Origin of the sequence: Streptomyces sp. NPDC087901, assembly GCF_044742205.1 — a bacterium.
Classification (GTDB): Bacteria; Actinomycetota; Actinomycetes; order Streptomycetales; family Streptomycetaceae; genus Streptomyces.
The window spans coordinates 34,737-49,159 of sequence record NZ_JBIUUC010000015.1; the positions used below are offsets into that span (position 1 = coordinate 34,737).

The window sequence follows — 14,423 nt, forward strand, 5'->3', positions numbered from 1 at the left end:
ACCGCGAAATGGCCACGGCCCACCGGGACGACCCGGCCCGGGGCGAGCACGTGTGACCACTGCGTCAGGGGCCCGGACGAGCGGCTGCGCCGGTCACCACGACGGGTGCCCGGCGCAGCCGCCGCTCATGCGGCCGGGCGCTCGTTCATGCGGACGGCAGGTCTATCAGCGCCAGCGGGGCCGAGGTCGGCTGCGCCGATCCTCCCGCAGGCTCGACGGTGACGCCCATGCCGGTCGCGGGGTCCACCGGCCCGTCGAGCAGGGTCGCGTACGTCGTCGACGAGGTGCCCGACGCCTGCATCAAGCCTGCGGAGCGCATCGTGCCGCCGTCGTCGAACCACAGCTGGTAGGCCTTTCCGGCGGGGGCCTCGGCGAGTCCCGAGGCCAGGAACACGGCACGGTTCTGGCTCCTGGACACCACGACCGTGCCCTTCCCGCCGCCTTCCAGGGTCCCGGACCGCGTCTGTGCGTCGGGCGCCGCGAGGACCTGGGCGAGCTGATCGCTCCGCTGCTGGGTGGCGCGCGAGTCCTGTCGGGCTTCCTGGGCCTCCTGGTTCTGCCACACCGCGATGCCGCCGAAGCCCGCGGCGGCGGCCAGGCACGCGGCGAGCGCGAACTTCGGCCACCGGGAAGGGCGGCCCGTGGTGGAGCGGCCCATGGGGCCGGTGCGGGCGCGGCGGCCGCCGGACGGCGGCTCCTGGCGAACGGTCGCGATCTCGTGCAGCACCCGCTCGCGCAGTTCCCGCGGCGGTGTGACGGAGACGGCGAGCCCGAGCCGGGTCGCGGTCTCCGAGAGCTCGCGCACCTCGACGGAGCAGGCCTCGCAGTCGCCCAGGTGGCGTTCGAACTCCCGGCGTTCGGATTCCGGCAGCGCGTGCAGGGCGTAGGCCCCGGTCAGCGTGTGCAGTCCGGCGTCGCTCATGCGCTCACCCCGAGGCAGTCGCGCAGCCGGATCAGTCCGTCGCGCAGTCGCGTCTTGATCGTCCCGAGCGGCGTCGAGAGCAGCTCGGCCACCTCGCGATACGTCAGCCCGCGGTAGTACGCCAGGGTGACGGACTCGCGCTGCAGCTCGGACAGGGTCCGCATACAGCGGCGCACCTGCTCCCGCTCCAGCCGGCTCTCGACCTGTTCGGTGACGTCGTCGAACGCGGGGGTGCGGTCGAGCAGCGCTGCCTTGTGCTCACGGGCCGTCGTCGCCTCCACCGAGCGCACCCGGTCCACCGCCCGGTGGTGGGCCAGCGTCAGCACCCAGTTCATGGCGCTCCCGCGGGCCGCCTGGAAGCGCGGCGCCGTACGCCACACCTCGACCAGCACCTCCTGCGCGACCTCCTCCGACTGGGCGGGGTCACGCAGAACGCTGCGCACCAGCCCGAGCACCGGCCCGCAGACCGCCTCGTACACCTGCGAGAAGGCCTCCTGATCGCCCCGGGCGACCATTCCCAGAAGCTCCTGGAGATCGGGCCCCGCCGAGGCCGATCCGCTGATGTGCACGGCTACTTTCACGCGGGCTTCCTCCCAGGATGCTCATCGGTCTCCGGGGATGATTCGGAGCCGGTGGCAGCACGGATTGGTCAGGGGCCGAAATCCTTCCAGGCTCCTGGCATTACGCGATGCATCGTGATTGACGTGTTGCGGAGACTCGCGATATGTTCGGTCACGAGTATTCGGTGACGGAGTGAAGGGGTGGTGGGGGCGGTGGCCAAGAGGCGCAAGCTCGGCAATCCACTGGCGCTCACGGTGCTGGTGCTGCTCGCGGAGCGGCCCATGCATCCGTACGAGATCGCCCAGACCCTCCGCCGCCGCGGCAAGCAGCACAGCGTCAAGATCAATTTCGGCTCGCTCTACACCGTGGTCCAGAACCTGGAGAAGCACGGCTATGTGGAGGTCACGGGCGTGCAGCGGCAGGGCAACCGCCCGGAGCGCACGCTGTACGGCGTCACCGAGTCGGGGCGCGCCGAGATGCTGGACTGGCTGTCCGACCTGATCGCGGTGCCGGCTGCCGAGTTCCCCGTCTTCGACACGGCCCTGTCGCTGCTTCCGGTGCTGCCGCCGGACGAGGTGGCGGAGCTCCTGCTGGACCGGGAGCAGGCGCAGACCGTCCGGGCCGCGGCGCTCCGGGGGGTGCTCACCCAGCTGGGTGACACGCTGCCCCGGGTCTTCGTCGTGGAGAGCGAGTACCAGCTCCACATGATCGAGGCGCAGTTGGAGTGGATCAGGGGCTTCCGTAAGGAGCTCACCGACTCCACCATCAGCGGCATCGAGGAGTGGAAGTCGTTCCACGAGACCGGTGAGGTGCCCCAGGACTGGAAGGACCTGGACGAGCAGGACATCGTCCTCGACCCCGAACGCAAGGCGTGACGGGAGGGGAACCAGGAGAAGAAAAGACCCCGGCAGGAGCTGTTGGAGCAGCACCCGCCGGGGTCTCGAACCCCGGACCGGACAGACCGTGAAGCATGCCGGGCGATCGAGGTGCGGCACACCCAGGATAGCCCGGCACTTCTCACGCGGACCGGCTCGGCCCACCGGGCACTCGGAGACCCGAGTGCCCCGCCGACCACAGGAGAGCTCCGCCATGAGCACCCGTGCGCCCGCCGTCGAGGCGCGGCAGCTGATCAAGACCTATCCGGGTGACGTCACCGCGCTCAGCGGGATCGACCTCACCGTCGCCCCCGGCACCGTTTTCGGGCTCCTCGGGCCCAACGGTGCGGGGAAGTCCACCACCGTCAAGATCCTCACCACCCTCGCCCGCCCGGACTCCGGCACCGCGTCCGTCGCCGGCCACGACGTGCTGCGCCACCCCGACCGGGTCCGCCGCGCCATCGGCGTGGTCGCCCAGAAGTCCGGTGCCGACCCGGTCGCCACCGGCCGGGAGAACCTGGTGCTCCAGGGCCGGCTGTACGGAATGCGCGGCGCCGCCGTCCAGCGCCGGGCCGATGAGCTCCTGGACCGCTTCGATCTCGCCGACGCCGGAAGGCGCCAGATCAAGGGGTACTCCGGCGGAATGCAGCGCCGCCTCGACGTGGCGCTCGGCCTGGTCCACCGCCCCGAGGTGCTCTTTCTCGACGAGCCGACCACCGGGCTCGACCCGGAGGCCCGAACGGCGATGTGGGAGGAGATCTCCCGGCTGGCCGGTGAGGAGGGGCTGACCATCGTGCTCACCACGCACTATCTGGAGGAGGCCGACCGGCTCGCCGAACGCATCGCCATCGTCGACCGCGGCCGCATCGTCGTCGGCGGTACCCCCGACGAGCTCAAGGGCGAGCTGAGGGGCGACGCCGTCCACCTGGAGCTGCGCACCGACGGGGATCGCGAGGCCGCCACAGCCGCACTCGCCGGACTGCCCGGCGTGTACGAGGTGCTGGTCGACGGACGCCGGGTCAGCGTCCGCGCCGAGGACGGCGCGGCCGCCGTCCCGGTGCTGCTCACCGCCCTGGAGCGGGCCGGTGCGGCCGTGGCGGCCGCCACCGTCGCCCGCCCCTCCCTCGACGACGTCTATCTGCGGTACGCCGGCCGCCGCTTCTCCGAGGCGGAGGCCGCAGGCCCGCACAGCGCTTCCGCACCGGTCGCCGCAGGAGGCACCCGATGAGCAGTCAGGCACTCGCCCAGACCTGGTACATGACCCAGCGCCAGCTGACGGCGATCCTCAGGCAGCCGGTCTTCCTGGTGATCTCGCTGATCCAGCCGGTGATCTGGCTGTTCCTGTTCGGCAACCTCTTCAGGAAGGTCGTCGAGCTCGGCGGCTTCGGCACCACGTCGTACCTGGACTACCTGATCCCCGGCATCGTCGTGATGAGCGCCCTGGGGTCGAGCATGTGGGCCGGCATGGGGACCCTGGAGGAGATCGAGCGAGGCACGCTCAACCGCTTCCTGACGACGCCCGTCAGCCGCAACGCGCTGATGAACGCCAATGTCGTACAGAACGGCATCAGTACGGCCGTGCAGTCCGTGATCATCCTCCTGCTCGGCTGGGCGGCCGGCGCCACCTACCCGGGCGGAGCGGGCGGACTGCTGATCCTGGTCCTCGCCTCGATCCTGCTCGGCACGGTGTTCGGCGCGTTCTCCAATGCCCTGGGCATGCTGGTCCGCCAGCGGGAGTCGATCATCGGCATCAACACCTTCCTGCTCCTGCCGCTGACCTTCCTCTCGACCTCCTTCATGGCCCCGGGACAGATGCCCTCCTGGATGCGTCACATCGCGGACTTCAACCCGGTCAACTGGGCAATGGTGGCCGGCCGTTCGGCGCTCACCGCGGATCCCGACCGGGGCCTGGTGCTCAGCCGCGGGGGCGCGCTGCTGGTGCTCGCCGTGATCGCGGTCTGGCTGTCGACCCGCACCTTCCGCTCGTACCAGAAGTCCGTCTGACAGGCGGCCCCTCAGCGGTCCGCCACTGCACTGTCCACCCGGTCCGGGAGTTCGCTCCCGGGCCGGGTCCCGCGTTGCCGGACCGCGCGCAGCGCCAGGAAGACCAGCAGCCCGAACGGCGAGAGCAGAATCGTCAGTACGAGCAGCGGGCCCATCACATAGGGCGTGATGCCCAGCCGGCGGCTCTCCAGGAACATCCACTGGCCAAGCAGCAGGTCCCACGCGATGACCTGCGCCCACACCGCTCCCGCCCCGTTCGACAGCGCGGTCAGTTCGCGGAACGTGTCGATGTCCGGGCTGCTCACCGCCGTCCAGAGCTCGGGAAGGACCGGAAGGGCCATCGCCAGGTAGACGGCGAGCACCGGCAGGACCGTGAAGGGCGAGGCGGCGACCCGGGCCGTGACCGGCCGGCCCGGCAGGAAGATCATGAGCAGCCAGAACGGCGCCGCGAGCACGAACGAGATCTCGAAGAGTGCACCGGTCATGACACGAACTCCTTCTCGACGGTGGGGGAGGTGTGCGCCCCGGAGTGCGGCCGCAGCGCGCCGTACGTACCGGCGGCTGTGGCGGCCAGGACGAGCGCCGCGGCGCCGAGGGTCGCGCCGTCCGGGTGGATCAGCGGCTGGCCGCGCAGCGCCTGCCAGGCGGCGAGGCCGGTGACCGCCGCGTAGGCGCCGGAGGCGACCGTCACGAGGCGCAGCCGGACCCGGGGGTCGCGCAGCCGGGCGAAGCGCGGCGCCAGCGTGACCAGCGCCAGCAGGAACAGGGGGAGCAGCTGGAGCGCGTGCATCCCCACGAAATGCGGGACGCGCAGATCACCGCCGGTCGTCGACCAGCCGGTGAGCGGCATCGAGGGCCCGCCGTCCGGAACGCCCACGGCATGCGCACCGACGACATCGGCCGTGTCGAGGTTGCCGGCCGCTCGCTGATCCTCGGACGGCTGCGTCATGAGGAACCCGAATCCGGCGCCCACCAGGGCCAGGAGCACGCCCGAGCGGATCGCCCGGGCGGAGGCGCGGTCCGCGATACGGGCGCGCAGCAGCAGGATCGCGATGACCAGGGTGCCGGTCCACAGGATGACCACGGTGGCGCCCATGGCGGCGAACAGCGACGAGTCGAACGGTGTGGCGTTGTTGAAGTGGCTGCGCTTCCCGCGGACGACCTGCGCCGTGATGATCGCCATCTCGACGAGGCTGGAGAGCGCGACCACGGTCCCGGCCCACCAGCCGGTGCGCCGGCCCCGGGTGAGGAGCGTCAGCATCCAGGCGAGCGCGAGGGCGTACACCACGAACGAGACCGCGAACTTGAAGGGTTTGAACCAGATCGCCGAGCCTGCCAGGACCCGGTCGTCGACCAGCAGACCGATACCCGAGACGACCGTCATCACGGCCATGGCTGCGGCGAAGAGGACTAACGGGCGGTGCCAGGTACGCCATTGCGGCATGAGATCCCCCTGAGTTGATATGGATAGTGGCGCTCTCCGCTATCCGATAGTGGAACTATCTATGATGGGGTGCGGGTTGGCAAGAGGAGCAAGGGAGAACGCGCGGTGCGCATCGGCGAGTTGAGCCGCAGGTCCGGGGTTCCGGTACCGACGATCAAGTTCTACGTAAGGGAGGGGCTGCTGCCCGCCGGGCAGCTGACCAGCCCGAACCAGGCGAGTTACGACGACGGGCACGAGCGCAGGCTGCGGCTGATCCGCGCCCTGCTGGACGTCGGCGGGCTCCCGCTGTCGGCCATCGGGGAGGTGCTTCGGGTGATGGAGGACCCGCACCAGCCCCTGCATGACGTGCTGGGCACGGCGGCGAAGAGCATCGCGCCGTCGCGGGGCGACGATGCCGGGCCCGAGCTGGAGGATGCCCGCGAGGACGTGGCGGACCTGCTGGAGCGCAGGGGCTGGCTGTCCGGGGCGCGCAGCCCCGGCGGGGAGTCCCTCGCCGAGGTGCTGGTGGCGCTGCGCCGGGCGGGACACGGCGGCTTCGTCGAACTGCTCGACGACTACGCCGCTGCCGCCGAACAGGTCGCGCGGGCCGATCTCGACTACGTCGGGCGCCGGGTGGCGCGAGAGGACCTGGTGGAGAGCGTGGTCGTCGGCACGGTGCTCGGCGAGGCGATGTTCGCGGCCCTGCGACGGCTCGCGCATGTGGACGCGTCGGCAAGGGCGTTCGGCGAGGAGGCGGGCGGCTGAGCCGGCGGCCGCGGGGGCGGACGCGACCGTGCCCCGGTCCGCGGACCGGGGCACAGTGCGGTTGGTGGCCGGGAGTTACGCGGCGCTCTCCTGCTCGCGCTCCACCTGCTCGTTCCACTCGCGCTTGACCGAGCGCCAGGTGTCGTCGTTCTGGCCGAGCCGCCAGTAGCCGGAGATCGACAGCTGCGGCGCCGGGATCCCGCGGTCGAGCCTCAGGTGGCGGCGGATCTCCTTGACGAAGCCGGCCTCGCCGTGGACGAACGCCTGGACGTCGCCCGCGGGGAACTCCAGCTCCTTCACCGCGGCCGTGAGTGCCTCGCCCACCGGACGCTCGCCCCGGTGCAGCCAGGTGACCTCGACGCCGTCCGGCGACGCGATCTTCTGCTCCTCCGAGGCGTCCGTGACCTCGATGAACGCGTGCACCACCGCGCCCTCGGGCATCTGCTCCAGCGCCGCGGCGATGGCCGGCAGGGCGCTCTCGTCGCCCACCAGAAGGTGCCAGCCGGCCGAGGCGTCGGGGCCGTAACCGCCGCCGGGGCCCAGGAAGGTCACCTGGTCGCCCGCAGTCGCGCGCGCCGCCCACGGGCCTGCGAGGCCCTCGTCGCCGTGCACCACGAAGTCGATCGCCAGCTCCCGGGTGTCCGGGTCCCAGGAGCGCACCGTGTAGGTGCGCGTCGTGGGCCAGAGCTCGCGCGGGAACTCCTCGCGGATGCGGGCCATGTCGAAGGGGTGCGTGTACTCGGCGCCTTCGGGGGCGAAGCACAGCTTGACGTAGTGGTCGGTGAAGCCGGACAGCGTGAAGCCGGCGAGACCGTCACCGCCGAGCACCACCCGGATCATGTGCGGGGTGATCTGCTCGGTGCGCAGGACCTGCGCACCCTGCGCCTTGGGTGCCTGCCGCGCCGGTCGTTCTGCCACGAGGTTGTCTCCCTGCTCCGGATGCCGGGCCGGTGGCCCATACACGGGACATTGGCCTTAGGGTTACCTAACCTAACACCTCAGGTGGCGAGTGTGGAGAGCAGGCGCTGGAGTGCTCCGCCCAGACCCCACTGGTCCGCAAGCGCTTCGAGCGTCGCGGGGTCGCGCGGTTCGACCGGCAGTACGGGGTCGAAATCCGGCAGGGGTACGTCGCCGGCGACCCGGACCACGGTCGGCGCGACGGCGACGTAGTCACGGGCCTCGTCGAGCCGCTTGCGCTGCGAGGGTGTCAGCCTGGCGGCCGGATCGTCGACCGCGGCCATGATCCCGGCCAGGTCACCGAACGCGTCCAGCAGTTTCGCCGCGGTCTTCTCCCCGATGCCGGGGACGCCGGGCAGTCCGTCGCTCGGGTCGCCGCGCAGCAGGGCCAGGTCGACATATCCGGAGCCGTCCACCCCGTACTTCTCGCGGAGCCAGGCCTCGTCCGTCACCTGGAGGGTGCCGACGCCCTTCAGCGGGTAGAGCACCCGCACCCCGCGGGCGTCGTCCACCAACTGGTAGAGGTCCCGGTCACCGGTGACGATGTCGACCGGGCCGGTCGACAGGCCGGTCAGGGTGCCGATCACGTCGTCCGCCTCGTATCCCGTGACGCCGACCCGGGCGATGCCCAGGGCGTCCAGGACGTCCGCGATGACCGGCACCTGCGGGGCCAGCGTGTCGGGCGTCTCCTCCTCGTCGGGCAGCCCCTCGCCGGTCTCCACCGCGACGCGGTGCGCCTTGTACGAGGGGATCAGGTCGACCCGCCACTGGGGGCGCCAGTCCGCGTCCCAGCAGGCGACCAGATCGTCCGGCCGGTGGTCCTGTACGAGCCGGCCGATGAAGTCCAGCAGCCCGCGCACGGCGTTGACCGGTGTGCCGTCGGGTGCGCGCACCGAGTCGGGAACCCCGAAGTAGGCGCGGTAGTAGAGGGAGGCGGTGTCGAGGAGCATCAGGCGTCGCGTCACACCCCGATGATGCCGCACCCCACCGACAGCGGCCGCAGCAGACGCGGTTCCCGAACTCCGGTCGCTGTTCTGTGAGCTGGGTCACTCTCATGTTTGGCCTGTGTAAGCGGGGGCAGGCGCGGCATCGGAGCGGACCACGTCGCATTTTCAACTAGTGCACGTGCCATGCGGACCGAATCCGCACCGCTCCACGGTCTGCCGGAGGGGGTGGCAGACCGTTTTCGGTTCAACGCGTGAGGTGTATGTGTCAAGGCTGCAAGCCGAACACTTGTACAAAGTATTCGGCAGACGACCCGATCAAGCCGTGCAGAAGCTCGAGAGCGGCACGGACCGCGACGAGCTGCGCGCCGACGGAACGACCGCAGCGGTGATCGATGCATCGTTCACCGTGGAACCGGGCCAGATCTTCGTCGTGATGGGTCTGTCCGGGTCCGGCAAGTCCACGTTGCTGCGCATGCTCAACGGGCTGCTGGAGCCCACTGCCGGCAAGGTGCTCTTCGACGGCCAGGACCTGACCGCCCTGACCGCCGCCGAGCTCCGCCACGTCCGCTCCACCAAGATCAGCATGGTGTTCCAGCACTTTGCGCTCTTTCCCCACCGGAGCGTTCTGGAGAACGCGGGCTACGGCCTCGAGGTGCAGGGTGTGCCGCGCGCCGAGCGCAACCGCCGTGCCACCGAGGCACTGGAGATGACCGGCCTCGCCGGCTGGGAGAAGTCCTGGCCCGACGAGCTCTCCGGCGGTATGCAGCAGCGCGTGGGCCTCGCCCGCGCGCTCGCCACCGACGCCGACCTGCTCCTGATGGACGAGTCCTTCAGCGCGCTCGACCCGCTGATCCGCCGCGACATGCAGGACCAGCTCCTGGAACTGCAGAAGCGGCTGAAGAAGACCATCGTCTTCATCACCCACGACCTCAACGAGGCCATGCGCCTCGGCGACCGCATCGCCGTGATGCGCGACGGCGAGATAGTCCAGCTCGGCACCGCCGAGGACATCCTCGTCACCCCGGCCAACGACTACGTCGCCTCCTTCACCCAGGACGTCGACCGCTCCCGGGTGCTGACCGCGGGCGCCATCATGGCCGAACCGCACACCGTGATGGGCACCAGGACGGACGACGGCAAGGAACTGCGTACGCCCGCCGACGTCCTGCGGGAGGCACCGGCCACCGTCGTCGAGTCCACCCCGATCATCGAGCTGTTCACGCCCTGCTCGCAGAGCGGTGTCGCGGTCGCCGTGACCGACGACAAGGGCAAGCTCATCGGCGTCGTGCCGCGTGCCCGGCTGCTCGCCGTGCTCGGTGAGCCGATGACCCCCACCGAGGCTCCCGAGGGCGCCCGGGCCTCGCTGAAGAAGGTGGCCAGTGTTTAGGCTTCATCTCGGCGACTGGGTCGACTCCGCCGTCGACTGGCTCCAGACCCACCTGGCCTGGCTCTTCGACGCCATCAGCTCCGTCGTGAGCGGCATGTTCGACGGCATCGCCGCCGTACTCTCCGCCCCCGCCCCCCTGCTCTTCGCGGGCATCGTCGCCGTCATCGCCTGGTGGCTGCGCGGCCTGCTCGCCGGTGTGCTCGCGTTCGTCGGCTTCGCCCTCATCGACTCCGTCGAGTTGTGGGACGAGGCGATGGACACCCTCACCCTGGTGCTCGTCGCGACCATCGTGACGCTGGTCCTGGCCGTACCTCTCGGTATCTGGGCGTCCCGCTCGAAGACCGTCAGCGCGGTGACCCGGCCGGTCCTCGACTTCATGCAGACCATGCCCGCCATGGTCTACCTGATCCCCGGCGTCATCTTCTTCGGCGTCGGTGTCGTCCCCGGGATCATCGCCACCATCATCTTCGCGCTGCCCCCGGGCGTCCGGATGACCGAGCTCGGCATCCGCCAGGTCGACGGCGAACTCGTCGAGGCGGCGGAGGCCTTCGGCACCACGTCGCGCAACACCCTGCTGCGGGTGCAGCTGCCGCTCGCACTGCCCACGATCATGGCGGGCATCAACCAGGTCATCATGCTGGGCCTGTCCATGGTGGTCATCGCCGGCATGGTCGGCGGCGGCGGCCTCGGCGGCTCCGTCTACCGCGCCATCGGCAACGTCGACGTGGGCCTCGGCTTCGAGGCCGGCGTCTCCATCGTCGTCCTGGCGATGTACCTGGACCGCATGACCAGCGCGCTGGGCCGCGAGGTCTCCCCGCTCGCCCGCCGCGCGCTCGCCAAGGCGCAGTCGGTGACCGGCGGACTCAAGGTGTGGAACCACCGCCCGCAGCCCGTCGTCGCCGTGGTCGGCATCGTCGTCCTCGCGCTCGTCGCCGGCGGCATGGGCATGTTCGGTTCCTCGGACACGGACGACACCGCGAGCTCCGACCCGAAGAACATCGGGGCCGGCAAGAAGATCAGCATGGGCTACATCCCGTGGGACGAAGGCATCGCCTCCACCTTCCTGTGGAAGGAGCTGCTGGAGCAGCGCGGCTTCGAGGTCGACGTCAAGCAGTACGAGGCCGGCGCGCTGTACACCGGCATGGCCGGCGGTCAGATCGACTTCGAGACCGACTCCTGGCTGCCGGTCACCCACGCGTCGTACTGGGCGAAGTACAAGGACCGCCTGGAGGACATGGGCTCCTGGTACGGCCCGACCTCGCTGGAGCTCGCCGTCCCCTCGTACGTGAAGGGCGTCGACTCCCTCGACGACCTGAAGGGCAAGGCGTCCGACTTCAAGGGCCGGATCGTCGGCATCGAGCCGAGCGCCGGTGAGACGGGCCTGCTCAAGGACAAGATCCTGCCGGGCTACGGCCTGGACAAGGAGTACAAGGTCGTCGACGGTTCCACGCCGGCCATGCTGGCCGAGCTGAAGCGCGCGTACGCCAAGAAGGAACCGATCGTCGTTCCTCTCTGGTCGCCGCACTGGGCGTACAACCAGTACGACCTCACCAAGCTCAAGGACCCCAAGAACCTCTGGGGCAAGGGCGATGGCATTCACACGCTGACCCGCAAGGGCTTCGCGGGCGACAACCCCGAGGTCGGCAGCTGGCTCAAGAGCTTCGAGATGACCGAGGACCAGCTCACCAGCCTTGAGGCGCAGATCCAGAAGAGCGGCTCCGGCAAGGAGCAGGAGGCCGTCCGGACCTGGCTGAAGGCCAACCCGGGCGTCGCCGACAAGTGGACCCCGGTCAAGAAGGCCGCCACCTCCAAGGGCGCCGATGGCAAGGACGAGCGCGACCGTGCCATCGAGATGGCCTGGTTCCCGTGGGAGGAGGACATCGCCGCCACGTACCTGTGGAAGGCAGTCCTGGAGGACCGCGGTTACAAGATCAACCTCAAGCAGTTCGAGGTTGGTCCGATGTACGCCGCGATGTCCCGCGGCCAGATCGACGTGCAGTTCGACGGCTGGCTGCCGTACACCCAGAAGAACTACTGGGACAAGTACGGCTCCAAGCTGACCGACATCGGCTCGTGGTACGGCCCGACCTCACTCGAGATCGCGGTGCCCGACTACGTCAAGGACGTGAAGTCCCTGGCGGACCTCAAGGGCAAGGGCTCGCAGTTCAAGGGCCGGATCATCGGCATCGAACCGGGCACCGCCACGATGGAGAACCTCAAGAAGAACGTGCTGCCGGGCTACGGCCTGGACGACGAGTACAAGGTCGTCGACGGCTCCACTCCGGCCATGCTGGCCGAGCTGAAGCGCGCGTACGCCAAGAAGGAGCCCATCGCAGTCATGCTGTGGACCCCGCACTGGGCGTACAGCGAGTACAAGATGACCAAGCTCCAGGACCCGAAGAAGGCCTTCGGTGACGGCGACCGGCTGCACACCATCGCTTCCAAGGCGTTCCCGGAGAACTACCCGCAGCTCACCAAGTGGCTGAAGGACTTCAAGCTCAGCGAGGGCCAGCTCGCCGGCCTGGAGAACCAGATCCAGAAGCGCGGTGCGGGGCACGAGGAGGAAGCCGTGAAGGCCTGGATGGACATGAATCCGGGCATCGTGGACAAGATGGCTCCTCAGTAGTAGCAGCGGCAGTGGCCCCACCAGGGGCAACGGCACGGAAAGGGGTGGGCACCGCCGGTGGCGGTGTCCACCCCTTTCGGGCTGTCCTGACGACTCTTTCCCCGCCGTCCTCGCGTAACGGTGTGCGTAAGGTGCTGGCAACCGGAAGGATGGCGAGTCGGGAGGGAGCCGGACATGGACGACAAGGAAACACTCCGGGTGGGCGCCGCGGTCCGCCGACAGCGCAGATCGCTGGGACTCACCCTGGCCGCGGTCGCCGCGCGGAGCGGTCTGTCCGTGCCGTTTCTCAGCCAGATCGAGAACGAACGGGCCAGACCCAGCGCCCGTTCCCTGGACCGGGTCGCCGAAGCCCTGGAGACCACCACCGCACGTCTGCGCGCCGCCGCGGACTCGGCACGCGCGGTCGAGGTCGTGCGCGGCGCGCAGGAGGACGGGGTACGCAGGGTGGTGCGCGGCCGCCATCAGCTCAGTGCCCTCGAATTCTCCGGCGAGCTCGACCTCGGGCGCGAGTTCCAGCACCGCAACGACGAGGTGATGTACGTGGCGGAGGGCGCCGCCGAGGTGGAGGCCGAGGGGCAGGCCTACCGCCTGGAGCGAGGCGACACGCTGTTCCTCTCGGGCGGGGTGCGCCACCGCTGGCGGGCCACGGTCCCCGGGACCCGGCTGCTGGTCGTCGCGGTCGCCGAGCACATCGACGCCACGTTCGACCCGCGCCGCTGAGTACCCGGCGCCGCACCTCACGCGGCTCGGGCCGCCACCGGTGCGGACGCCCGCGGCGCCGCGAGCAGCACCCCGCTCAGCAGCCCGCGCACCGTGCGCGCCCCGGCAACCGCCCAGGCCGCCACCAGCAGGACGTACAGGGCTACGGCCAGCCAGGTGAACGCCGCCAGACCGGTGTGCCGGGCCAGACCGGCGGCGCCCGTCACGCACGTACCGACGGGGAAGGTGAAGCCCCACCACGTCATGGCGAAGGTCATCCCGCCCCGCACCGCCCGCACCACGAGGGAGACGGCCAGCGCCAGCCACAGCAGCGCGAACCCCATCACCGGCACCCCGTACAGCACGGCGAACACCCCGAGCGCGGAGGCGTACGGTGCCTGGATCGCACCCGGCGCCACATCCGCCAGCGCGTTGACCGCCGTCGTCGACTGGCCCAGCGGGCCGAGCACCAGGAACAGGGTGGGCGTCAGCACGAGCGGCAGCGGACCGCGGTGCACCAGCCGGGCGAAGATCAGCGGCAGCATCACCAGCGTAGCCAGCAGGCTCAGCCCGAACATCGCGTAGCAGGCGAGCAGCAGCGCCTCCCGCCACTGTCCCTCGGGCAGCTCAGGCACCAGCAGCGGCCCGAGTGCGGCCGACACCATGGGCGCCACCACCGGCAGCAGCCACACCGGGGACGCGGTGCCGGGATCGGGCCGGTGGCGCACGATCATCAGATACGGAATCGCCACGGCCGCTGCCAGCCCGGTCAGCGTGCCCGCGGTGTACAGCAGCACATCCAGCACCAGGGCCGCCTGATGGCCGATGACGTCCCTGCCCACCACCATCCCGGAACCGCCGACGGCCAGCAGCGCCATCGAGAAACACCCGTAGAACGGCGCGACCGCCGGATCCAGGAGGTGGGCGCGGGCCTGGTCGCGGTGCGCGGCCCAGTGCCCGGCCCGGGCGACGAGCACGGCGGCGAGCAGGACCGCGGAGAGCACCCACACCAGCGCGCAGGCCGTCCGCAGCCCGGGGACGTGCACGGGCAGGGCGACGCCCGCACTCGCCACGATCGCGGTGCCCATGACGGTCGCGTACCAGTTGGGGCCGAAGTGCCGCAGGGCCGGCCGCCGGGCGGCGGCGGAGTACGGAGGAGCGGTGCGGGTCTGCGGAAAGATGGCCATGCCACGATTCTCGGTGCCCGGATCGTCCCCCACCAGGGATCCCTGGCCTATGAGGTCATAAGGTGGGCTT

14 protein-coding genes are annotated in these 14,423 nt (G+C 70.4%); 7 read left to right on the forward strand and 7 right to left on the reverse strand.

Annotated features, from left to right (window positions below):
* Window positions 1–145: 145 nt before the first annotated feature.
* Together ACIOEW_RS33345 and ACIOEW_RS33350 are read right to left on the reverse strand one after the other, a co-directional pair.
* Window positions 146–922: an anti-sigma factor gene (locus ACIOEW_RS33345; protein ID WP_362556535.1), complete on the reverse strand. Its 777-nt coding sequence runs from the start codon at window positions 920–922 to the stop codon at window positions 146–148.
* A complete protein-coding gene (locus ACIOEW_RS33350) occupies window positions 919–1,503 on the reverse strand; it encodes a sigma-70 family RNA polymerase sigma factor (protein ID WP_401968549.1) in 585 nt (194 codons plus the stop codon). Before ACIOEW_RS33350 ends, ACIOEW_RS33345 begins: the two co-directional genes overlap by 4 nt.
* A 192-nt stretch (window positions 1,504–1,695) precedes the next feature.
* Here ACIOEW_RS33350 and ACIOEW_RS33355 point away from each other — a divergent pair, with 192 nt between their 5' ends.
* From ACIOEW_RS33355 to ACIOEW_RS33365, 3 genes are all read left to right on the forward strand, one after another.
* A complete protein-coding gene (locus tag ACIOEW_RS33355; RefSeq protein WP_362556539.1) occupies window positions 1,696–2,358 on the forward strand; it encodes a helix-turn-helix transcriptional regulator in 663 nt (220 codons plus the stop codon).
* Between the two features lie 214 nt (window positions 2,359–2,572).
* Window positions 2,573–3,586: an ATP-binding cassette domain-containing protein gene (locus ACIOEW_RS33360; protein WP_401968552.1), complete on the forward strand. Its 1,014-nt coding sequence runs from the start codon at window positions 2,573–2,575 to the stop codon at window positions 3,584–3,586.
* Entirely contained in the window at window positions 3,583–4,362 is a 780-nt protein-coding gene (locus tag ACIOEW_RS33365) for an ABC transporter permease (protein WP_362556543.1), read from the forward strand. The genes ACIOEW_RS33360 and ACIOEW_RS33365 overlap by 4 nt, the downstream gene beginning before the upstream one ends.
* Window positions 4,363–4,373: 11 nt before the next feature.
* Here the strand turns inward: ACIOEW_RS33365 and ACIOEW_RS33370 are convergent, their stop codons facing one another.
* Window positions 4,374–4,847 (reverse strand): ABA4-like family protein, encoded by a 474-nt coding sequence (locus ACIOEW_RS33370; protein WP_362556545.1) that lies wholly within the window; start codon window positions 4,845–4,847, stop codon window positions 4,374–4,376.
* Window positions 4,844–5,806, reverse strand: coding sequence for a hypothetical protein (locus ACIOEW_RS33375; RefSeq protein ID WP_401968554.1), 963 nt, complete (start codon window positions 5,804–5,806; stop codon window positions 4,844–4,846). The genes ACIOEW_RS33370 and ACIOEW_RS33375 overlap by 4 nt, the downstream gene beginning before the upstream one ends.
* A 105-nt stretch (window positions 5,807–5,911) precedes the next feature.
* Here ACIOEW_RS33375 and ACIOEW_RS33380 point away from each other — a divergent pair, with 105 nt between their 5' ends.
* On the forward strand, window positions 5,912–6,550 hold the full coding sequence (locus ACIOEW_RS33380) for a MerR family transcriptional regulator (protein WP_362556549.1): 639 nt from the start codon (window positions 5,912–5,914) through the stop codon (window positions 6,548–6,550).
* Window positions 6,551–6,625: 75 nt separating this feature from the next.
* Here the strand turns inward: ACIOEW_RS33380 and ACIOEW_RS33385 are convergent, their stop codons facing one another.
* A complete protein-coding gene (locus ACIOEW_RS33385; RefSeq protein WP_362556551.1) occupies window positions 6,626–7,468 on the reverse strand; it encodes a siderophore-interacting protein in 843 nt (280 codons plus the stop codon).
* 80 nt (window positions 7,469–7,548) lie between these two features.
* Window positions 7,549–8,457: a 5'-3' exonuclease H3TH domain-containing protein gene (locus ACIOEW_RS33390; RefSeq protein ID WP_401968752.1), complete on the reverse strand. Its 909-nt coding sequence runs from the start codon at window positions 8,455–8,457 to the stop codon at window positions 7,549–7,551.
* 319 nt (window positions 8,458–8,776) lie between these two features.
* Between ACIOEW_RS33390 and ACIOEW_RS33395 the strand changes: the two genes are divergently transcribed.
* From ACIOEW_RS33395 to ACIOEW_RS33405, 3 genes are all read left to right on the forward strand, one after another.
* Window positions 8,777–9,841 carry a glycine betaine/L-proline ABC transporter ATP-binding protein gene (locus ACIOEW_RS33395; protein ID WP_401968556.1) on the forward strand — a complete coding sequence of 355 codons (1,065 nt, stop codon included), beginning with the start codon at window positions 8,777–8,779 and terminating at the stop codon, window positions 9,839–9,841.
* On the forward strand, window positions 9,834–12,467 hold the full coding sequence (locus ACIOEW_RS33400; protein ID WP_401968558.1) for an ABC transporter permease/substrate binding protein: 2,634 nt from the start codon (window positions 9,834–9,836) through the stop codon (window positions 12,465–12,467). Before ACIOEW_RS33395 ends, ACIOEW_RS33400 begins: the two co-directional genes overlap by 8 nt.
* Before the next feature lie 174 nt (window positions 12,468–12,641).
* Window positions 12,642–13,187 carry a helix-turn-helix domain-containing protein gene (locus ACIOEW_RS33405; protein ID WP_362556556.1) on the forward strand — a complete coding sequence of 182 codons (546 nt, stop codon included), beginning with the start codon at window positions 12,642–12,644 and terminating at the stop codon, window positions 13,185–13,187.
* A 17-nt stretch (window positions 13,188–13,204) separates the two neighbouring features.
* Here ACIOEW_RS33405 and ACIOEW_RS33410 read toward each other — a convergent pair whose 3' ends face one another.
* Window positions 13,205–14,353: a TDT family transporter gene (locus tag ACIOEW_RS33410; protein WP_401968560.1), complete on the reverse strand. Its 1,149-nt coding sequence runs from the start codon at window positions 14,351–14,353 to the stop codon at window positions 13,205–13,207.
* Window positions 14,354–14,423 lie beyond the last annotated feature (70 nt).